General features: G+C 64.6%; 19 protein-coding genes. 12 read left to right on the top strand and 7 right to left on the bottom strand.

Going from position 1 to position 20,352, the window contains the following annotated elements; all coding sequences use genetic code 11:
* Positions 1-16 precede the first annotated feature (16 nt).
* Complete coding sequence (flbD, locus tag ASC48_RS01935) at positions 17-1,372, top strand: sigma-54-dependent transcriptional regulator FlbD (protein WP_055454116.1); 1,356 nt, start codon at positions 17-19, stop codon at positions 1,370-1,372.
* 27 nt (positions 1,373-1,399) lie between these two features.
* Complete coding sequence (gene flhA, locus ASC48_RS01930; protein WP_055454115.1) at positions 1,400-3,556, top strand: flagellar biosynthesis protein FlhA; 2,157 nt, start codon at positions 1,400-1,402, stop codon at positions 3,554-3,556.
* Between the two features lie 43 nt (positions 3,557-3,599).
* Here the strand turns inward: flhA and ASC48_RS01925 are convergent, their stop codons facing one another.
* A complete protein-coding gene (locus ASC48_RS01925) occupies positions 3,600-3,842 on the bottom strand; it encodes a hypothetical protein (RefSeq protein WP_055454114.1) in 243 nt (80 codons plus the stop codon).
* 81 nt (positions 3,843-3,923) lie between these two features.
* On the opposite strand from ASC48_RS01925, the gene ASC48_RS01920 reads away from it, so the two are divergent.
* Positions 3,924-4,715 (top strand): GNAT family N-acetyltransferase, encoded by a 792-nt coding sequence (locus ASC48_RS01920; protein ID WP_341860371.1) that lies wholly within the window; start codon positions 3,924-3,926, stop codon positions 4,713-4,715.
* Here the strand turns inward: ASC48_RS01920 and mtnA are convergent.
* The gene (gene mtnA / locus ASC48_RS01915) at positions 4,705-5,805 is read right to left on the bottom strand and encodes an S-methyl-5-thioribose-1-phosphate isomerase (RefSeq protein ID WP_055454113.1); all 1,101 of its coding nucleotides are present in this window, start codon (positions 5,803-5,805) and stop codon (positions 4,705-4,707) included. The two genes, ASC48_RS01920 and mtnA, sit on opposite strands and share 11 nt — an antisense overlap.
* 197 nt (positions 5,806-6,002) lie before the next feature.
* Here mtnA and ASC48_RS01910 point away from each other — a divergent pair, with 197 nt between their 5' ends.
* Complete coding sequence (locus ASC48_RS01910) at positions 6,003-6,596, top strand: hypothetical protein (protein ID WP_050474957.1); 594 nt, start codon at positions 6,003-6,005, stop codon at positions 6,594-6,596.
* A 137-nt stretch (positions 6,597-6,733) separates the two neighbouring features.
* On the opposite strand, the gene ASC48_RS01905 is transcribed toward ASC48_RS01910, so the two are convergent.
* On the bottom strand, positions 6,734-7,690 hold the full coding sequence (locus tag ASC48_RS01905) for a metallophosphoesterase family protein (protein ID WP_055454112.1): 957 nt from the start codon (positions 7,688-7,690) through the stop codon (positions 6,734-6,736).
* Between the two features lie 476 nt (positions 7,691-8,166).
* On the opposite strand from ASC48_RS01905, the gene ASC48_RS01900 reads away from it, so the two are divergent.
* The 4 genes from ASC48_RS01900 to ASC48_RS01885 all read left to right on the top strand — a co-directional run bounded on the left by ASC48_RS01900 (position 8,167) and on the right by ASC48_RS01885 (position 10,188).
* Positions 8,167-8,649, top strand: a complete 483-nt coding sequence (locus ASC48_RS01900; RefSeq protein WP_072242507.1) for an NUDIX domain-containing protein — start codon at positions 8,167-8,169, stop codon at positions 8,647-8,649.
* A gap of 268 nt (positions 8,650-8,917) precedes the next feature.
* Positions 8,918-9,412 (top strand): GNAT family N-acetyltransferase, encoded by a 495-nt coding sequence (locus ASC48_RS01895; protein ID WP_055454110.1) that lies wholly within the window; start codon positions 8,918-8,920, stop codon positions 9,410-9,412.
* Positions 9,413-9,527: 115 nt separating this feature from the next.
* Positions 9,528-9,818 carry a type II toxin-antitoxin system RelE/ParE family toxin gene (locus ASC48_RS20240; protein ID WP_082439942.1) on the top strand — a complete coding sequence of 97 codons (291 nt, stop codon included), beginning with the start codon at positions 9,528-9,530 and terminating at the stop codon, positions 9,816-9,818.
* A gap of 64 nt (positions 9,819-9,882) precedes the next feature.
* A complete protein-coding gene (locus ASC48_RS01885) occupies positions 9,883-10,188 on the top strand; it encodes a helix-turn-helix domain-containing protein (protein WP_082439941.1) in 306 nt (101 codons plus the stop codon).
* Positions 10,189-10,295: 107 nt separating this feature from the next.
* Here the strand turns inward: ASC48_RS01885 and ASC48_RS01880 are convergent, their stop codons facing one another.
* From ASC48_RS01880 to ASC48_RS01865, 4 genes are read right to left on the bottom strand one after another with little or no spacing between them, the layout of a single operon-like run.
* Positions 10,296-12,371 (bottom strand): hypothetical protein, encoded by a 2,076-nt coding sequence (locus tag ASC48_RS01880; RefSeq protein ID WP_055454314.1) that lies wholly within the window; start codon positions 12,369-12,371, stop codon positions 10,296-10,298.
* A gap of 13 nt (positions 12,372-12,384) precedes the next feature.
* Positions 12,385-15,240: a DUF4159 domain-containing protein gene (locus ASC48_RS01875; RefSeq protein ID WP_055454109.1), complete on the bottom strand. Its 2,856-nt coding sequence runs from the start codon at positions 15,238-15,240 to the stop codon at positions 12,385-12,387.
* A 3-nt stretch (positions 15,241-15,243) separates the two neighbouring features.
* A complete protein-coding gene (locus ASC48_RS01870; RefSeq protein WP_055454108.1) occupies positions 15,244-16,185 on the bottom strand; it encodes a DUF58 domain-containing protein in 942 nt (313 codons plus the stop codon).
* Between the two features lie 15 nt (positions 16,186-16,200).
* Positions 16,201-17,211: an AAA family ATPase gene (locus tag ASC48_RS01865; RefSeq protein WP_055454107.1), complete on the bottom strand. Its 1,011-nt coding sequence runs from the start codon at positions 17,209-17,211 to the stop codon at positions 16,201-16,203.
* A 276-nt stretch (positions 17,212-17,487) separates the two neighbouring features.
* Between ASC48_RS01865 and ASC48_RS01860 the strand changes: the two genes are divergently transcribed.
* From ASC48_RS01860 to ASC48_RS01845, 4 genes are read left to right on the top strand one after another with little or no spacing between them, the layout of a single operon-like run.
* The gene (locus ASC48_RS01860; protein ID WP_055454106.1) at positions 17,488-18,117 is read left to right on the top strand and encodes a DUF1285 domain-containing protein; all 630 of its coding nucleotides are present in this window, start codon (positions 17,488-17,490) and stop codon (positions 18,115-18,117) included.
* Positions 18,118-18,122: 5 nt separating this feature from the next.
* The gene (locus ASC48_RS01855) at positions 18,123-18,809 is read left to right on the top strand and encodes a CoA pyrophosphatase (protein WP_055454313.1); all 687 of its coding nucleotides are present in this window, start codon (positions 18,123-18,125) and stop codon (positions 18,807-18,809) included.
* A complete protein-coding gene (locus ASC48_RS01850) occupies positions 18,809-19,069 on the top strand; it encodes a DUF6111 family protein (protein WP_055454105.1) in 261 nt (86 codons plus the stop codon). The genes ASC48_RS01855 and ASC48_RS01850 overlap by 1 nt, the downstream gene beginning before the upstream one ends.
* Positions 19,070-19,104: 35 nt before the next feature.
* The gene (locus tag ASC48_RS01845; protein WP_055454104.1) at positions 19,105-20,349 is read left to right on the top strand and encodes a CCA tRNA nucleotidyltransferase; all 1,245 of its coding nucleotides are present in this window, start codon (positions 19,105-19,107) and stop codon (positions 20,347-20,349) included.
* Positions 20,350-20,352: the final 3 nt, after the last annotated feature.

Here is a 20,352-nt window from a genome sequence, read left to right as displayed (position 1 = left end):
CGGGCAGGAGACGAAGATGCGCTTGCTGATTGTTGGGACGCTTGGCGGCCAGCTTACGACAGCCTCGAAAATCGCGATGCAGCGCGGCGCTCAAGTCACCCATGCGGATGACATCGAGGGGGCGCTGAAGGTGCTGCGCTCCGGCCGGGGCGCCGATCTGCTGATGGTCGAGGTGAAACTGGATATCGGCTCGCTGATTGCACGGCTGACGGACGAGCGCATTCATGTGCCGATCGTTGCCTGCGGCACGGATACGGATGCCCGCGCGGCTGTGGCGGCCATCCGGGCCGGCGCCAAGGAATATATCCCGCTGCCGCCTGATCCGGATATGATCGCGGCGGTTCTGTCCGCCGTTTCGGAAGAGCGCGGCGACCTGATCTATCGCGACGAAGCCATGGCTGCCGTGGTGAAGCTGGCTGAACAGGTGGCTCCTTCCGATGCTTCGATCCTGATTACCGGCGAATCCGGCACGGGCAAGGAAGTCATTGCCCGCCACGTGCACCGCAGCTCTTCGCGTTCGGGCAAGCCGTTCATCTCCATCAATTGCGCAGCAATCCCCGAGCATCTGCTGGAATCCGAACTCTTCGGCCATGAGAAGGGCGCCTTCACCGGGGCCGTTGCCCGCCGGGTCGGCAAGTTCGAGGAAGCTGATGGCGGCACGCTGCTGCTGGACGAGATTTCCGAGATGGACGTGCGCCTGCAGGCCAAGCTTCTGCGCGCCATTCAGGAGCGGGTGATCGACCGGGTGGGCGGCACACGGCCTGTGCCGGTGGATATCCGTATCATTGCCACGTCCAACCGGGATCTGGCGGAAAGCGTGCGGAAGGGGACCTTCCGTGAGGATCTGCTCTTCCGCCTGAATGTGGTGAACCTGAAGCTGCCGCCCCTGCGCCAGCGCCCGGCCGACATTCTGGAACTCGCCGACTATTTCGCCCGCCACTATGCGCAGGTGAATGGTGCCCCGGTGCGGCCCATCAGCCCGGATGCGCGCCGGGCTCTGACCTCCAATCCCTGGCCGGGCAATGTGCGCGAGCTGGAGAACACCATCCACCGCGCGGTGCTGCTCGCCATCGGGCCGGAGATCGGCGTTGATGCGATCCGCATGCCGGACGGGACACCGCTGGCTTCGGCACCGCGCGGGCCGGTGGAGCGGGCAGCGCAGGCGGCCGAGGCCGTCAACCGCTCGCTCGTCGGGCGGACGGTCGCCGATGTGGAGCGGGATCTCATTCTCGATACGCTGGACCACTGCCTTGGAAACCGCACCCATGCGGCCAAGATCCTCGGCATTTCGATCCGGACCCTGCGCAACAAGCTGAACCAGTACACGGATGAGGGCATCCATGTGCCTGGGCCGGGCGAAGCTCGGGTTTGAGGCGCTTGCAGATTTTGAGGACGCTGCATGAGTGAAGCATCAGCAAATGGCACCGGCGCACCGCCGCCGCCCGTAGGGCGCGGACCGGGGACTGGCGCCGCAATGCCGAGTATGGGCGATATCTGGCGTGCGCTGAGGCAGGGCGATCTGGGCCTTGCCATCGGAGTGATGGTCATTCTCGTCCTGCTCATCGTGCCGATGCCCTCGGTCATGCTGGACATGTTCCTGGCCATCTCGATCATCTTTTCGGTGATGATCCTGATGACCGGCCTGTTTATCCAGCAGCCGCTGGAATTCTCGTCCTTTCCGACGGTTCTGCTGATCGCCACCATGCTGCGGCTGGCGCTCAACCTTGCCTCGACGCGCCTGATCCTCGCCAACGGCCATGAGGGCACAGCTGCGGCCGGACATGTGATTCAGTCCTTCGGCAACTTCGTGATGGGTGGCAATTTCGTCATCGGCATCATCGTCTTTGCCATTCTGGTGATCGTGAATTTCATCGTCATCACCAAGGGTTCGGGCCGTATCGCGGAAGTGGCGGCGCGTTTCACCCTGGATGCCATGCCCGGCAAACAGATGGCGATCGACGCTGACCTTTCTGCCGGCCTGATCGACGAGGGAGAGGCCCGCCGCCGCCGCAAGCAGCTGGAAGAAGAATCCACCTTCTTCGGTGCCATGGACGGTGCGTCCAAATTCGTGCGCGGTGATGCGATCGCCGGTCTGCTGATCACCTTCATCAACGTGATTGCCGGGATCATCATCGGCGTGGCGCAGATGAAGCTGAGTTTCGGCGAGGCTGCGCAGAACTACACCCTGCTGACGGTGGGTGACGGGCTGGTATCGCAGATCCCGGCGCTGATCGTCTCGACCGCTGCCGGTATTCTGGTATCCAAGGCGGGTGTGGCCGGTTCGGCCGACAAGGCCATGGTGGCCCAGTTTACCGGCTATCCGAAGGCGCTGGGCATGTCCTCTGCCGTCATGCTGACACTGGCCTTCCTGCCGGGCATGCCGATGATCCCCTTCGTCTCGCTGGCGGCGCTGGCTGGCTGGCTGGCCTTCAAGACCGGAAATGTGAAACAGCAGAAAGTGGCGGCGGAAGTCGCCAAGAAGGTGATCGAGGAAGCGCCGAAGCCGCCTCCGGAGCCGCCGATCACGGATGCTCTCAAGATGGATGAGCTGCGTATCGAGCTGGGCTACGCCCTGCTGCCCCTGATCAATGGCAAGGAAAGCGGCGGCGGCGATCAGCTGACCGAGCAGATCAAGGCTCTGCGCCGTCAGATTGCGGCGGACATGGGTATCATCATGCCGCCCGTGCGCATCCTCGATAACATTCAGCTTGGCGCGAATGACTATGTCATCAAGGTCAAGGAAGTGGATGCGGGCAAGGGCTCGCTCTATCCCAACCGCTACATGGTCATGGATCCGGCCGGTGGTCAGGTGAAGCTGCCGGGCACGCATACGATCGAACCGACCTTTGGCCTGCCCGCCACCTGGGTGGAGGCTGCCTACCGTGAGGATGCCTCGCTGCGCGGCTATACGGTGGTGGACCCGGCAACCGTGCTCTCGACCCATCTGACCGAGACGATCAAGGGCAATGTGGCGGAACTGCTGACCTATGCCGATGTGCAGAAGCTCCTGAAGGAGATGAAGGGCGATCAGGCCAAGCTGGTGGACGATCTCATCCCGTCGCAGATCAACGTGTCGGGCGTGCAGCGCGTGCTGCAGACCCTGCTGAGCGAGCGTGTTTCCGTGCGCGATCTGGGCACCATTCTGGAAGGCATTGCCGAGGCGGTTGGCTTTACCCGCAACACAAACACGATTGCAGAACACGTGCGCAGCCGGCTGGCGCGCCAGATCTGCGCGGCCAACATGGCGCCCGGCGGCTATCTGCCGCTGATTGCGCTGAGCCCGCGCTGGGAGCAGTCGTTCCTGGAAGCGATCGTCGGGGAAGGTGAAGACCGTCAGCTCGCCATGCAGCCCTCGAAGCTGCAGGAGTTCGTGACCCTCGTGCGTGATGCCTTTGAGCAGGCGGCCACCCAGGGCGAGGTCCCGGTTCTGCTGACCTCACCGCAGACACGGCCCTTTGTGCGTTCCATCGTTGAACGCTTCCGGGCACATACAACGGTGATGAGCCAGAACGAGGTTCATCCCCGGGCAAAACTGAAGACGGTCGGGTCAATCTGAGGCGAAGCCGGAGAGTTGAAAGTCTCCGGCTTTGTGCGTGTCACTACACCAGAATATTCAGCCGGGACATGGCATTGGCGGCGCTGACGTTGTTTCCTCGAATGGCATTCGATGCCTGTTGCTGCACAACGCCGGTGTTTATCTCGAAGAAGGCTTGATTGAGCTGGGAGTTGAGATTGATTGTCCGTTGAACGGCACGCCTGCGCACCGTCGCCCATGCGTCATTGTAGTCTTTGAGACTGGGCTTTTTGTCGCTGCGATTGGGATTGTTTCCGATCTTTGCCATGGAAACAGTCTTGGCGCATATGGTTAACGAAAGGTAAACCTGCCGCAACTTGCGTGATTTCCGTCCTTTCACAATACCGTTATGACAGCTGCGAACAGAGCGCAGGCAGGTCTTGCATCCGGCTCGTTTTTCCCCGACACCATGCCGCTTCTCTCGGTGCCGGATGATGCAGCGCTGCACCAGCTGGCACGGGGGCACCATGATGCCCGCCGCGACAAGGACCTTCTGATGACCCCACTCAACATGAACGGCTACACCTACCTGCCCGATAGCAAGATCGCGCTGGTGGTCACCTTTCTGGAGATGACTGGAGCGCCTGCAGGACTCGCCGCACCAAAGGCGCCTGCCGGTGTGTCGCTGGAGCGGTCTCAGGCAGCCGATCTGGATGGTTTCCTCAGGCTCTTCCGCAAGGTGGGCGAGGAATGGCTCTGGTTCTCCCGGCTCGTCATGCCGCGCGAGAAGCTGGCCGCAATTCTCTGCGAACCCTCGCGTGAGGTCTGGATTGTCCGCAAGGACGGAGTGGATGCCGGGCTGCTGGAACTGGACTTTGCCGATCCGCAGGACGTTGAACTGTCCTTCTTCGGGCTGACGCGGGATGTCATGGGGCAAGGGCTTGGCCGCTGGCTGATGCAGGAAGCGCTGTGGCGCGCCTGGTCGCGGCCGCAGACGAAGCGCTTCTTCGTTCACACCTGCACCGGCGACAGTCCGGTGGCGCTGGGCTTCTATCAGGCGAGCGGCTTCCGGCCGTACAAGCGGGCGATTGAGGTGATTGATGATCCGCGTCTTGCCGGTCACCTGCCCGAAACCGCCGCTCCGCATGTGCCGGTGCTGGGGCGCCTGGCGGACCGGACTGATACCGGCTTCAGTGCCTGATCTTGTCAGCGAAGGCGGCGGCCAGTGCCGGGCGCGAGGCTTCGATTACGCCGCGCTCGGTGATGAGCCCCGTGACGAGGCGCGCCGGCGTAACGTCAAAGGCGGGATTTGCGACTTCGGAGCCATCCGCCACTATGGAGACGCGGCGGATGGTGCCATCCGCGCCGCGCCCTGCGATGGTGGACACTTCTCTGCCATCCCGTTCCTCGATGGGAATGCCCGTCAGGCCGTTGCTGATGGAGAAATCGAGGGTGGAGGAGGGCAGGGCGACGTAAAAGGGCACATTGCAGTCCTTCGCAGCCAGCGCCTTCAGATAGGTGCCGATCTTGTTGCAGACATCTCCGTTTGCAGTGGTCCGGTCGCTGCCGACGATCACCATGTCCACGGCGCCGTGCTGCATCAGGTGTCCGCCTGCATTGTCGCAGATGACGGTGTGCGGCACGCCGTGCTTGCCCAGCTCCCAGGCGGTGAGAAAGGCGCCCTGATTGCGCGGGCGGGTTTCGTCCACCCAGACATGGACGGGAATGCCCGCATCATGCGCCATGTAGATGGGGGCTGTTGCCGTGCCCCAGTCCACCGCCGCCAGCCAGCCGGCGTTGCAATGGGTGAGGATGTTTACCGGTTCGCCGAAGCTTTTACGGGCGAGCGCCGTCTTGATCAGGTCCAGCCCATGCAGGCCGATAGCCATGTTGGTGGCGACATCCTCGTCGCAGATCCGCTCGGCCACCTGCAAGGCCTTCTCGGCGCGCAACTCCGGTGCCAGATGGATGAGAGACCGGCGGGAAATATCAACCGCCCAGGCGAGGTTGACGGCCGTCGGCCGCGTATCGACCAGCATTGACGCGGCCCCGTCGAGCGACGCATCGCCCGGATCTGCCTGCATCGCCAGCCACATGCCATAGGCGGCCGTTGCGCCGATGAGGGGTGCGCCGCGCACGCGCATGGTGCGAATCGCTTCGGCGGCCTCCGTCACGCTGGTGAGTTCCCGCGTTTCGAACGCATGAGGGAACAGGGTCTGGTCTAGAATGGTTACACTCTTGCCGGATTTGCTCCGCCAGATGGTCCGGTAGGGGATGCCATTGACTTTCATGGGTGAAATCCTGCTGTTCCGGTTTTTTGCAGCGCGGCGTCTGGCCGTGCGGGCCTGAATATATTAATACTTGTTAACCACAGCTGCGACATTGCCAGTGGAAGAGCGGTTCCCGGCCAGTTGCCCCGGTTTCCAGTAGGGCGCTGATCCGTAAAAGTCCGCTTAAGGCAAAAGCAGCAAACGACTCGGGACAACACATGGCAGATCAGAAGACCACAAGACCGGCCGCGACCGTGGTGCCCCATTCCAAGGTTCGCAGCCTGCGCGAAACCCTGCGCAAGGTGCGCCTTGGCGAGGCCGAGCGGGCCGATGTGGTCATCGATCTGCAGGACACCGAACGGGTCCGCCTGAAGATGCTGGCCGAGGAACTGCAGGATGTCTTCAAGGAAGTTCCGGAGGATGACGACCAGTTTTCCTTCCAGATCATTCCGGGCTCGACGCCGCGCCTGTGGATCGATGTGACCAGCCATATCGTTGTCGCCGGCGACCTGAAGACTTACCGCTTCCTGAAGGATACCCGTCTCGGACGTCTCGTCATTCTGGAGACGGCCGATATCGACGACATGGCGGACTGCGTGACGGAATATATCGCGGAACGCATCATCGAGCGGGAGCGGGCGCTGGAAGGCGACTGGCTTGACAAGCGCATGAAGGCCGCGATCGCTGGCAATTCAGCCCGTCCTGCCGGTGCATCTGTCTGGGCGCCTGTTGCCCTGTCGTTTCTCGTGGGATCTCTCGCCGGAGCCGCAGGCCTGATCGCCTTCGCCTGGTTTGCTTATCCGATGCTGTGACGGGCGGCCTGCTGCTGTCAGGGTGATGACACCGCAGGCTTTCTTCTCTTTCGTCATGGCCGGGTTTGCCCCAGCCATCTACAAATCTTTGACTTGTATAGATTCTTGGCGCAAGGCCGAGGATGACGATGGAGAGATCAAAGGTTGTCTGCAGTCTGAAGGCGGCTTTGCCGCCCCGCCGGAATCGCGATTTCCCGCTCTGCTATCGTGCTGATGCCTTCGCCGGCGTGCAGAAAGCCGCGTTCCTGCATGAGGCAGCGCCAGCTGCCGTTTTGCCGGGTGATGCTGAAGAGATTGTAGCGGGCGCCGGGATGGCGGCCGCCGGGAGCGTGGCTGGCGGAAGGCACGCCGATGACCGGGACCGGGCCGTTCAGGCCGTCAATGGAGGTCAGGCTGTCAATATGAGTGTGGCCATGCAGCACGAGTTCTGCCCCGCTGCGCTTGACGGCGGAGCGCAGGCGCGAGGCATCCTCCAGGCGCTTGTGCCAGCGTGTGGCACCCTTGAACGGGGGGTGGTGAATCATCACCACACGGAACAGGCCTTCTTTGCCCGTTTCCTCCAGCATCTCCTGCAGCCGGCGCGACTGCGGCACGCCGATGCGGCCGGTGGCAAGGCCCGGTGCGCTGGCACGGGCGGTTGAAACGCCGATGAGCGCCAGTTGTCCGCGGCGGCGCAAATAGGGAAAATGCGCCTTGATGCTGGTGCGGCTTTCCGGCTCTGCCGGATGGTCGCCGACCATATAGGGGCCCCAGGCCTTGAAGGCGGACTTCAGCGCACCCGGCACATAGGCATCGTGATTGCCCGGCACCAGCGACATCAGCTCCGGCGGCGCCACCGCATCCAGCCAGACTTTTGCGGCTTCGATTTCCAGGGGGAGGGCGATGTTGACGAGATCACCGGTCAGGGCAATGTGATCGGGCGCCCCGGCCAGCATGTCTTCGACAAGGCCAGCCAGATAGCCGCCGCCCATGGCCTTGTTCCGGTTCCGCCGCCAGTTCACATAGCCAAGAATACGCTTGGACAGGAGCTGCAGCAGCTCTGGCTCGGGGAGTGGGCCGAGGTGCGGATCGGAAAGATGGGCAAGACGGAACATGCCTTTCCTTCCCCCGTGTGCCTTGACCCGTCAAGCAAAAAGCGCCCCGGTGGGGCGCTTTCGGCGGCTTCGCTTCAGGTCTGTGCCGCGTCCGGGCCGCTGAAAGGGCCTGCTGCGCAGCGTCCAGATTGCCAGTATCAGTTGGCAGCGAAGGTAGTCAGAGCAGCGCGGATGCGCGGGTTGCTCATGTCAACTGCGGGCTTCCATGCGAAGCGGCGGTTGCGAGTACGGCGCGCGAACAGGGCGGTAAACATGTCGGTCTCATCTGGTTGTCCGATGGGAGCCTCGCACAGATATTGCGCAAGTGACTGCCTATTTCTTCATCGGAATGACCTGAATATAGTCACTCTTCGCGGGCGCACAACTCATGGAAGTGGCGGGCTGCCCTGCATTTCCTGCATGACAGGTGAACAGGTTTTTACCGCGTTTTCCGGGAAGGGCTTGCCCTGACCACAATGTTCAGCATACTGCCGCGCATGTACAAGGTTCTGCGTATTTTGCCGCCAGTTCTGCTGCGCCGCGTCATCCATTTCGCCAATCTTTTCCGCAGTGCTCATACGCTCGGCGTCCGCGTGGTCATCCGCGATGCCAATGGCTATGTGCTGCTGGTCAAGCACACCTATCTGCCCGGCTGGTATCTGCCGGGGGGCAGTGTGGATGTGGGCGAAACCTTGCAGCAGGCGGCCGTGCGTGAGGTCTTCGAGGAGACCGGCATCGTGGCCCAAGCTGAACCGCACCTGCTCGGGATTTATCACAACCGTGAGGGCTCCAGCCGCGACCACGTGGCCCTGTTCGAGATCCCTGTCTGGCAGCCGCCTGTCTCCTCACCCGTCCCCAACAAGGAAATCCAGGAAGCGCGGTTCTTTTCGCCGAATGCGCTGCCGGTGGACATAACCGGTGCAACGCAGCGGCGTGTGGACGAGATTTCCGGGCGGCTGCATCCCAGCGCCTACTGGTGAGCCGGCAGCTCCCGGCAGCTCTTGCAAAAACTGCTGGACCATCCTGCCAGCTTCATGATACTCGCGATCCATTCCGGTTGCAGTTGCGCCGGAAGCGGGACGACTCACAATGATTTCGAGCCACGAACAGCGACGACGACGGAGCGCACGGGACTTTTTCCCGATCGCACGCGCGCGTCTTGTATCTGGCTGCTGACAGGTCCGTCCGTTGGCATCTTCAGGGCAGGGCGCCAGAACGCCATACCATGCACCTGAGATGTCATCTGCCATGAAGACCGAGAACTGGTTCGTCCGTCTTGAAACGCCCTCCGACGAGGCCGCCATTGAAGCCCTGCAAGCCGAAGCCTTTGGTCCGGGGCGTTTCGCCCGGACGGCCTTCCGCATCCGCGAGGGCGTGCCCCATTCCGCAGAACTGAGCTATGTCGGCACTGCTGACGGGTCCATCGCCGGGTCTGTGCGTCTGACGCCGATCCGCATTGGCGAAACGCCTGCCATGCTGCTGGGGCCGCTCACGGTTGCGCCCGAGTACAAGAACCGGGGCCTTGGCAAGCTGCTGCTGCGCACGGCGCTGGATGAAGCCCGGCGGCTGGGTGAGACGGCTGTGCTGCTGGTGGGCGATCCTCCCTATTACGGCCCGCTCGGCTTTGCCCCGGTGCCCTTCGGGCAGATCACCCTGCCGGGACCGGTCGATCCGGCCCGCCTGCTGGTGGCTTGCCTGACAGATGCTCCCATGCCCTCCGGCGCAGTGCGCGGCGGCCGGTAAGCGCGAGCCCTGTTTCGGAAATCAACTATCGATTGAAGTTTTATATAATTTCAACAACGGTATGGGTCCCGCCTTGAGAAAAGCCATCTCAAGGTATACCGTGTAAGGTAGTTTGATGCAGCCGCCAGTTAAAGTGCTTCAAGCTTGTTTCTATGTGTCGAAATCCGGCCGCCAGCCTGTCCGGAAATGGCTTCTGGAGATGACGCGGGAGGACAGGCCGACGATTGGTGAGGATATCAAGACGCTGGAGTATTGCTGGCCGGTTGGTATGCCAAGGTGCCGTGCCATCAAGGGCGTCAGGCACATGTATGAGGTTCGTTCAAACATATCTGATGGCAGGACCGCTCGAGTACTTTTCCTGCTGAATGGCGGGCAGATGGTCCTGTTGCATGGGTTTTTGAAATAGAGTCAGGCCTTTCCCCAGCATGAACTGGAGGTAGCAGTGGGCCGAATGAAAGAGGTGCTGAGCCGTGTCTTGCATTGAGGACATAAACGCTGACAACCCGCATCTTGGAGACAGCCTCGACAGTCTGCTCGAAGAAGACGGTCTGCTGGAAGAGGGGACGGCGGTTGCGATCAAGCGCACGCTGGCGCTCCAGCTTCTGCACGCCATGAAGACGCAGAAGATCACCAAGTCCGAGATGGCCCGCCGGATGCGCACCAGTGCCTCGCAGCTGGAGCGCATCCTTGATCCGTCGAATGACAGGGTGCAGCTCGACACCTTGCTGAAGGCCGCTGCTGCTGTCGGCCGGAAGCTGACCTTCAGCCTGACGTAAGCCAACTCCCGGTGAGCATCACTCACCGGGAGTTGGACAAGCCTGTTCGGCGCCTGAGCAATTTCAAGGCGTGATGCGTAAGTATCGAAAGCCTTGGTTCAAGCCCCTTACCTTCCCTCGCGGTACCAGGCGAGGGACAGGGCGCCGAGGAGAAGGGCGAGGCCGAGGAGGCCGTTGAAGACCGGGTAGCGGTCGATCCCCTTCAGCACGCTTGCCTCAGATGTCTTCAGCCCCATCCAGCCGCTGCCTGAGAAGCCGTCGGCCCGGTTCATGGGCACGATGCGCGGCAGGTTTACCTCGCCGCCCGCATCCGCCAGCCGCACCGCCGCGCCGCCTGTCTGGGAAGCAAGGGGGGCGAGTTTGGCCGTCGTGGAGATGACATCGGCAAATTCGCGCGGGTTCTGCGGTCCGACGTGGATGAGGGCAGTGCGCTCGCCATCCGTGACGGTGTAGAGCCCAAGGCCGGTGACACGCTGGCCGCTGGTCCACAGGCCGGGCTCTTCCTGCATCAGTTCAAGCTGCTGCTGCGCGCCGGACGGGTCCGTCAGCGTGACGGGGGATACGCTTTCGCCAAGTGTCTGACGCTCGATCCGCAGCATCGGGCCGCGCAGGGAGAGGCGCAGCGCCTCTTCCTCCAGATCCGGCTCCTTCATCAGCCAGTGACCGAGGCGGCGCAGCAGCGGCACATAGGGGCCGCCGCCTTCATAACCGCGCGCCCAGAGCCAGACGTGGTCGGACAAAAGCGTCGCCACCCGGCCTTCGCCCTGACGGCTGAGGACCAGAAGCGGCAGATCGCTGGGGCCGGTCATCAGCTGTTCGCCCGCATCAACCTCCGCCTCGACGGCGCGGAACCAGCGGCTCCACTGCGGCGGCTCGGCGCCGGCGCCTGGCAGGCCACGGGTCACCGGGTGACGGCTGCCAAGCTCGGAAACCTCCGGATAGAACGGGCCTTCAATGACATTGCCGGTGGGCCGCGCCGGCAGGACCGGGGCCATGGGCGTGCGGTAGATGGTAGCCGCTTCCGCATAATCGGGACCGCCCGCGATCAGCAGCGCGCCGCCTGCCTGCACATAGCGGGCGATGTTGTCGAAATAGAGCATCGGCAGCACGCCACGGTTCACGTAGCGGTCGAAGATGATCAGGTCGAATTCGTCGATCTTTTCCGAAAACAGCTCGCGCACCGGGAAGGCGATCAGCGACAGCTCGTTGACCGGTGTGCCATCCTGCTTTTCCGGCGGTCGCAGGATGGTGAAATGGACGAGATCTACCGAGGCATCGGATTTCAGCAGGTTGCGCCAGGTACGCTCGCCGGCATGGGGGGAGCCGGAGACCAGCAGCACGCGCAGATTCTCGCGGATGCCGTCCACCGTTATCACCAGACGGTTGTTCACCGGCGTCAGTTCGCCGGAAAGCGTATCCGTTTCGAATTCAAAGATGTTCTGCCCGCCGTGGGTGATCTGCACGGGAATGTCAGCCGTCTGGCCGGGCTGCACCCGCAGTTCGGCCAAGGGCTGCCCGTCGCGGCGCACGCGGATGGTGGCAGGCTGTCCGGCACCTTCCAGCGTGCCCGTGTCGCGCACCGCCACGCGGACGGTCTGTTCCGAGCCGACAAGGCCGAAGCGCGGGGCGCGGACCAGCGCCAGCCGCCGGTCGCCCTCATCAGGCCGTCCGGTCACCAGCGCATGAAGCGGCGCCTTGAAGCCGAGCGCATCGGCCGTGGCGGGAATGTCGTGCACCTGACCATCGGTGATCATGATGACCCCGGCCACCCGGTCGGGCGGCACATCCGAAAGGCCGCCGGAAAGGGCGCTGAACAGCGCCGTGCCGTCATCCTGCGAGCCGGGGCTCACTTCGATGCGGCGCAGCTCGAAGCCGGGCAGGGCGGCCAGCCGCTCTTCCAGTTCGCGGGCGGCCTTGTCGGTGACCTCCGCACGGTTTTCCAAAGCCTGGCTCTGGCTCTTGTCCACCACCAGCGCAACGACGCTTGAAAGCGGCTCCCGGTCTTCCCGGTCCAGCGCCGGGCTGGTGAGGGCGGCAAGAGCCAGCGCCAGCGCCAGCGCCCGCAGCCATGTGCCGCGCACCCGCATCAGAAGGCCTGCCACCAGGAAGCCCAGCACCAGCACGGCAGCGCCGCCCAGCACCGGCCAAGGCAGGAAGGGAGCAAAGGAAAGGGACCAGTTCATCGCCGCGTTCCCCTCACTGTCCCAGCCGTTCCAGCAGCGCCGGAACATGCACCTGATCGGCCTTGTAGTTGCCGGTCAGGCTGTACATGACGATGTTGACCCCGGCGCGGAAGGCATATTCGCGCTGCAGCGGATCATCCGGCACCGTGGGGTAAAGATAAGTGCCATTGGCATCCACGGCCCAGGCGGCGGCCATGTCATTGCCGGTGATGAGGATGGGCGACACGCCGTCGCCCGCACGCACCGGCCGCCCGTCATCTGCCGGGGTGTCTTCGCTGGCCTCCACCCAGAGCGGGCTTGTGGCATAGCGGCCGGGGAAGGTTTCCAGCAGGAAGAAGGTCTTGGTCAGCACGTGGTCGAAGGGCACGGGCTCCAGCGGCGGCACGTCGAGGCCATCAAGGATCTCGCGCAGCTTGGCCGTCGCTGGCGTCGTGCCGAAACCGCTGGCGGAACTCGCCAGATTGTCGCGCGTGTCGAACAGGATGCTGCCGCCATTGCGCATGAAACTGTCGATCCGCGCCATCGTGCGCTCATCGGGCTTGGCGGCGGAAGGATCGACCGGCCAGTAGAGCAGGGCGTAGAAGGCCAGCTCGTCCCTCGAAATATCGACGGCCATCGGCGTGCCGGGTTCCAGTGCGGTCCGGCCGGCAAGATAGCGCGACAGGCCTTCCAGCCCGGCAGCGGATGCCGCGTCAATTTCTGCATTGCCGGTCACCACATAGGCGAGCCGTGTTTCCAGCGTTGCTTCCAGCGCCTTTACATCGTCAGCGCTCTGCTGCGCCCCGGCCGGTGACGGCTGTGCCACAAGCGAAAGGGCGAGGGCGGGCACCAGCAGCAGCGCGCCTGCCGTGCGGACCGTCCGGCGCAGGCGCAGGCGGCTGATGAGGCCGGCCAGCAGCAGCACGATCAGTGCGTCCAGTACCATCAGGCCGAAGGCGGAGAGGAACAGCGGCGCCCTGAGATCTGCCGGTTCACTGTCCGCATAGGGGCGAAGGTCCGCGTTGGGGGAGAGGGACATGTCGAGCGGCACGAGCTTGGCCCCCTGATCCAGAAGATTAAGCGCCCGGAAGCCGTCATCTGCGCCATAAAGGCCCGGCGGCGTGGTGCGGCTGGCCTTCGTGCGGGCAAAGTCGGCCACGGCAATGGGGGAGACATCGGCACGCGGGCTGGAGAGAACGCCGTAACCATCCAGCAGGCGCAGCGGCGGCAGAACGTTGCGCACGGCTGTGTCAGTTTCAAGCGCGGCGCTGGTGCCGGTTCCTTCCGTCTCTGCAGAGGGCGCCGCGGCTGCCGGATTGGACAGGGCCACGATCCGCCGCAGCATCTCCACATAGACGCCGGAGAGCGGCAGGTTGGACCAGCCAGTGTCGGCCGTGACGTGGAACAGCACGATGGCGCCGGTGCCGCGCGACTGGGCGGTGACCAGCGGCGTGCCGTCGCTGAGCATGGCCCAGCTGTGGTCCGGCAGATCGGCTGTGGGCTCAGCCAGCACCTGCCGGGTCACTTCCACCTCTTCAGGAATCGTGAGCCCGGCAAAGGGCGACTGCTGCGGGAAGGGCGCCAGCTTCTGCGGCTGCTCCCAGGAGAGGCTGCCGCCCAGTGTGCGGTCTCCGGCGCGTAAGCGCACCGGCAGCAGGCCATCCGTGCCGCCAGCGGTTCTGGGCCCGGCAAAGCGCACCAGCAGCCCGCCGCCTTCCACCCAGCGGCCAAGCTCGGCTGCGGCATTGTCCGGCAGGCGGCCGACATCGGCCAGCATCACCACCGAGACGCCTTCGGCGAGCAGGTCCGGAACGGATTCGCTGAGGTCTGCCGTGCGCGGCGTCTTGAGATCGGCAAAGGGGGCAAGTGCCCGCTGCAGGTAGTAGAGCGGCGAGAGCAGCGGTTGCGACTGGTCGGCACCCGCACCGGAAATCAGCGCAACCGTGCGCCGCCGCCAGCTGTCATCCAGCAGCTTGACTGCGCCCGAAGCGCGTTCGCCGCTGACTTCCAGCCGGGCAATGTCATTGCGCAATTCGCCCGGCAGGGAGAAGGAGGCCGTTGTCTCCGTCGCGCCGCCGGCAAAGGCGGCATCCGTCTCGCCAATCGTCAGGCCGCGCATGTCGGCGGCGCGCACGCGGACGGTTGCCGGGCCTTCGCCAGGCTTGCGGATCACGGTCACGGTCAGCGCATCGGCATCGCTGCTGAGGCCGGCAAGGCCCATGGGGGTCCTGAGGCCGGTGTATACGGTGAGCGGTTTGGCTCCCAGCATCGAACCGAGGTCACGCTGGAAAGCACCCGGCGCGTCATCTTCCAGCCCGTCCGAAATCCACACTGCCTGCTCAACCGGATTGTCCTGAAGGGCCTTGCGCAGGGCGGTGATCAACTCAGCGCGCTGGTGGGCGTAGGCGCGGGGCTCCAGCGCCCGCAGCCGCTCACCTGCGGCAGCCGCGGTGGAGGGCGTGAGCGTCTGGCTGGGGCCTTCGGCGGTGGCGAGCAGCATCACCGGCGTGCCGGATTCCGCCGCCGTATCAAGGATCTGCTGGGCCGTGGCGGTCTGCCGCTCCCAGTCCCGGGCGGAGGTCCAGCCATTGTCGATGACGAGCAGCAGCGGCCCGCCCTCAAGCGCCAGCCGTTCAGCCGGACGCCAGACCGGGCCGGCGAGGGCGAAAATCAGCAGGGCGGCGAGCAGCAGGCGCAGCGCGGTCAGCCACCAGGGGCTCTTCTGCGGGGTTTCCTCGTGCTTCTCGATTTCCAGCAGCAGCCGGGTGGGCGGGAAGGTGACCTCGCGCGGGCGCGGCGGGGTCAGCCGCAGCAGCCACCAGATCACCGGCAGCAAAGCGAGGGCGGAGAGGATCAGCGGTGAGGCAAAGCCAATGGGAAGGCCGAACATGGATCACCGCCCTCCCATGCCGGAGGCCAAGGCGCCGGGTTGGCCGGACAGGCGGCCATGCAGCGCCAGCAGCGGCTCGGTGGCAGGCCGGCCGGTGTGGTGCACGATATGGCTCCACCCGGCGCGCCCGGCAATTTCGCGCAGTTGCGCCTTGCGGGCGGCAAGCCGCGCCTGATAGGCCTCGCGCCAGCCTTCGGCCCGGCCCGTGGTCAGCCGCAGCCCGCCTTCGGGATCGCGGAATTCCACACGCCCGTCGAAGGGAAAGCTTTCCTCGATGGGATCGAGGATCTGCACCAGATGCCCGCGTGCGCCGGTCGAGGCCACACGGCCCACCCATTCGGCAATTGATGCGATGGGATCAAGGAAATCGGCGATCAGCACCACATCGGAGAAGCGGCGCACGGCGGTCGTTTCCGGCAGTGCCTCGGTTCGGGGGGCATGGGCAAGGGCTGCTGCCATGCGTTCCGGTGCGTCGCGGCTGGTGAGGGGGCGGGTGAGGCCGGGCAGGCCGACACGCTCGCCGCTGCCGGAAAGCATGCTGGCGAGAGCCAGCATCAGCACCAGCGCCCGGTCGCGCTTGACCACCGGAGCAAGCTTCGAGCCGAAATTCATGGAGGGCGACAGGTCCGCCCAGAGCCAGATCGTGTGGGCAGCCTCCCATTCACGCTCGCGCACATAAAGATGCTCGTCACGGGCAGACCGGCGCCAGTCGATGCGGCGCGCAGGCTCACCCATGGAAAAGGGGCGGAACTGCCAGAAGGTTTCGCCAGGTCCCGCGCGGCGGCGGCCATGCCAGCCGGCGGCAACCGTATTGCCCACCTGGCGCGCTTCCACCAGCAGCTCGGGCAAGGCTTCGGCCACGGTGCGGGCGGAGGCGAGCATGCCCGGCCCCAGCCCGCTGGTCTGTGTTGTGTCTGCTGCCGGTGCCGTGCTGGTGCCTGCCATTCAGGTCCTCCCGGCTCAGCCGATACGGGTCTTGAGGCGCGAAATCACCTCGCGCACGGTGTGGCCATCGGCGCGGGCGGCAAAGGTCAGCGCCATGCGGTGCTGCAGCACAGGTTCGGCCAGTGCCAGAACATCATCGATGGAAGGCGCCAGGCGGCCCTCGATCAGGGCGCGGGCGCGTACGGTCAGCATCAGCGCCTGACTGGCGCGCGGGCCGGGGCCCCAGGCGATAAGCCGGGACAGATCATCGCCTTCACCCTGTTCTGCCGGGCGGGCGGAACGGACCAGCTTCAGGATGGCATCGACCACGCTTTCGCCCACCGGCATCTGGCGCACCAGCGCCTGCAGGGCGATCAGCTCTTCCCCGTTCAGCACGGCAGTGGGCTTGGCCTCGGCGGAGCCGGTCGTCTCCAGCAGGATGCGGCGCTCGGCTTCCAGCGTCGGGTAATGCACGTCGATCTGCATCAGGAAGCGGTCCAGCTGGGCTTCCGGCAGCGGATAGGTGCCTTCCTGCTCCAGCGGGTTCTGGGTGGCGAGCACGTGGAAGGGGCGCGGCAGATCATGCGGCTGGCCGGCCACCGTCACGTGATATTCCTGCATGGCCTGCAGCAGGGCAGACTGGGTGCGCGGGCTGGCGCGGTTGATTTCGTCGGCCATCAGCAGCTGGGCGAAGACCGGGCCGGGGATGAAGCGGAAGCCGCGCGTGCCATCGGCGGCCTGCTCCATCACTTCCGCGCCGAGAATGTCGGAGGGCATCAGGTCGGGGGTGAACTGGATGCGCCGGGCGTTGAGGCCGAGCACCGTGCCCAGCGTTTCCACCAGCTTGGTCTTGGCAAGGCCGGGCACACCGACCAGCAGCCCGTGGCCGCCGGCCAGAATGGTGACGAGCGCGCGGTCCACCACGGCTTCCTGGCCGAAGATCACCCGGGCCATATCGGCGCGCGCCGCACCAATGCGGGCGACCGCCTTTTCGGCCTGCTCAACAATGTTGACGGAGCTGGCGGGCGTGGTGGTGATTGCGCTCATGGAAACCTCTTCAAGCCGTTGTCCGTGTCCTTGCCCGGCGGGAAAGGGAGGGCGTTCCGTCTTTCTTATACCGGCCATCCTTGCGGTGGCCTGATGCGGCAGGCAGATCGCTGCTGCATCCGTTCACTCTGACAGTTTATCCGGGCCGGTATAAGCCTTTTTTCCGTGCGCCGGGTTGTGCACAGGCCTACGATGCTCCAGATCAGTGTAGATCACACCGCGCCCCGGTGGCGGAACCATGGCAGAAACAGCAAGGCGGATGCAGCGGCCCGATTGATGACAGACGAAACCCGGCTTTCCACTTCTGCAGGCCCGGCGCGGCCGGCTGACTCGCTGGCGGCGCTTATTGCCCGTGCGGGCGGCGGTGATGGCAAAAAGCCACCGGTAGATCGCTGGAATCCGCCATTCTGCGGCGACATCGACATGGCGATCCACGAAGATGGCTCCTGGTCCTACATGGGCTCGCCCATTGGCCGCGAGGCGCTGGTCAAGCTGTTTGCCTCGGTGCTGCGGAAGGATGAGGACGGGTGTCACTATCTTGTGACCCCTGTGGAAAAGGTCCGCATCCGCGTCGCAGATGCGCCGTTCCTCGCTGTCGAGATGCACAGCCTCGGACAAGGCGACTCACGGACGCTCACGTTCCGGTCAAATGTTGGCGATGTGGTGGCTGCAGGGCCGGAAAATCCGCTGCGTTTCCGGCTGGATGAAGAAAATGATGGTCTTGTGCCCTATGTTCTGGTGCGAGGGCGGCTGGAAGCACGGCTGACACGTCCGCTTCTCTATGATCTGGCGGAGCTGATCGAGGAAAAGGACGGGGTGCCGGGCGTGTGGAGCGGCGGCGCTTTTTTCCCTCTGCCAGAGGGGGCATTGGGCGGGACGGAACGGGGAGGCGCAGACCAGTCATGAGCGTGATGGACGCAATCGGGTCCCGGACCGGACGGACGCCAGGCGCGGCAGACGATCTGTTTTCTCTTGAAGGTTTCCGCTCCCGTGCGCTGCGGCGCTTGCCATTTGCCGCCGAGCGGGACACGGGCGATCATATTCTCAATCCGGACCTTGGGCCTTATGCCAAGTGGACGGGGGAACCGCGCGAGGCTGCGGTGCTGATACCCGTCCTTGCCAAGCCTTTGCTGCAGGGGGGGGAGCCGGGTGAGGCCTCGGTGCTTTTCACGCTGCGCACGCCGCATCTCAATGCCCATGGCGGGCAGATCGCCTTTCCCGGCGGCAAAATCGATCCAGAAGACGGCAGCCCCGAAGCTGCTGCCCTGCGCGAGGCGCAGGAGGAAATCGGGCTGGATCCGTCGGCCGTCGAGCCCTTCGCCCGCCTGTCGCCCTATCTCACCGGGTCCGGTTACCGGATTACGCCGGTCGTGGGCCTCGTGCATGAACTGCCACCGCTGACGGCCAACCCGGGCGAAGTGGCGGATATCTTCGATGTGCCGCTCGGATTTCTGATGCGGCCTGAAAACCACCAGCGCCAAAGCCGTGAATGGCAGGGCCGCCCGCGCTACTTCTATGCCATGCCTTATGAGACCCGGTACATCTGGGGTGTCACGGCCGGTATCGTTCGCTCGCTTTATGAAACGGTCTATGCCTGATGTTCCGCATTACACTCACCCAGGCCGGTTTCTTCCTTTTGCCTTTCGCGGTCTATGCCCTTTGGCTGTGGTTCTCGAAGAAAACGGAGACGGCCAAGGCCTGGAGCCGGGGGCATATCTTCTGGCTGACTGTTGCGGGCGGGCTGCTGGTCATTGCCAGCTTCGTGGTGATGGCCAGCTTCAAGGAAGGCCATGAGGGCCAGACCTACCGCCCGGTGGAATTCCGCGATGGCGTTCTGGTGCCGGGCCGCTATGAATAGGGCCTGAAACGCGGACGCCGAAAGCGACTGACATCATGACCTTGCCCCGCAAGCTCCCCGATTCTGCCGTGCCATGGCTGCGCGGCGCTGCGATCCAGCGCGTCTTCGATGCCCTGCAGAAGGATGGCGACGAAGTGCGGGCCGTGGGCGGGGCGGTGCGTAATGCGCTGCTGGGCGAGCCGGTCCGTGACGTGGACATGTGCACCACTGCCCTGCCGCAGCAGGTGATCGAACGGGCGGAAGCGGCCGGGCTGAAGGCTGTGCCCACCGGTATTGATCACGGCACGGTCACGGTGATCAGTTCCGGCGAGCCCTTTGAGGTAACCACCCTGCGCGAGGATGTGGAAACCTTCGGCCGCCACGCGGTGGTGCGCTTCGGCCGGGACTGGGCGCATGATGCGGCCCGGCGCGATTTCACCATGAATGCGCTCTATTGCGGCGCTGACGGCACGATCCATGATCCGCTTGGTGGCGGGCTGGAGGATTGCCTTGCCCGCCGGGTGCGTTTCATAGGCCGGGCGGAGGACCGTATCCGCGAGGATTATCTGCGCATCCTGCGCTTCTTCCGCTTTCATGCCACCTATGGCGCCGGACCGACGGATGATGAGGGCCTGTCCGCTTCCGTGCGGCTGCGGGATGGGCTTGGCCAGCTTTCGGCGGAACGGATCGGCGGGGAGATGAAGAAGATCCTTGCCGTCAGAACCTGCCCGCCGGTGATCGCCGTCATGGAAGGGACGGGCATTCTGCCGCTGCTGACGGGTGGTGTGGCCCGTCTTGCCAGCCTTGCCGCGCTGAAGTCTCTCAGTGATGAACTGCCGGAAGCCGGCTCGTCCATTCTGGCACTTGCCTGCCTCACTGGTTTCGTGGGCGAAGACGCCGGGCGCATCGCCCGCCGCTGGCGCTTGTCTAATCAGGAGCGGAGTGTGATGTTCCGCGCCATCGAAGGGGCCATTTCCCTGCTGAAGGCGTCAGATCCTGCGGCCGTGCTGAAGGCGCAGATGCTGGCCTGGGGGCGGGAGACGGCGTTCGATGCCCTTGTTCTCGCCCAGGCCCGCACCCGTTCGGCCGCTCGCGATGAAGCGGGCTTCGCGGGCCTGCATGAGCTGGCCCGGAGCTGGGACATTCCGGTGTTTCCGGTGACGGGCCATGATCTCATCACCGCAGGCGTGCCGAAAGGCCCGGCGCTGGGCGCTGCGATGGAACACCTGCGCCGCCTCTGGGCCGCCTCGGACTACCGGGCAGCCCGCGATGAGCTTCTTGCCGCGGTTGCCGCAAAATGATGG

Source organism: Pannonibacter indicus (assembly GCF_001418225.1).
Classification (GTDB): domain Bacteria; phylum Pseudomonadota; class Alphaproteobacteria; order Rhizobiales; family Stappiaceae; genus Pannonibacter; species Pannonibacter indicus.
Note: the sequence above shows the minus strand (reverse complement) of the source record. Positions and strands in the feature narration are given on the sequence as shown.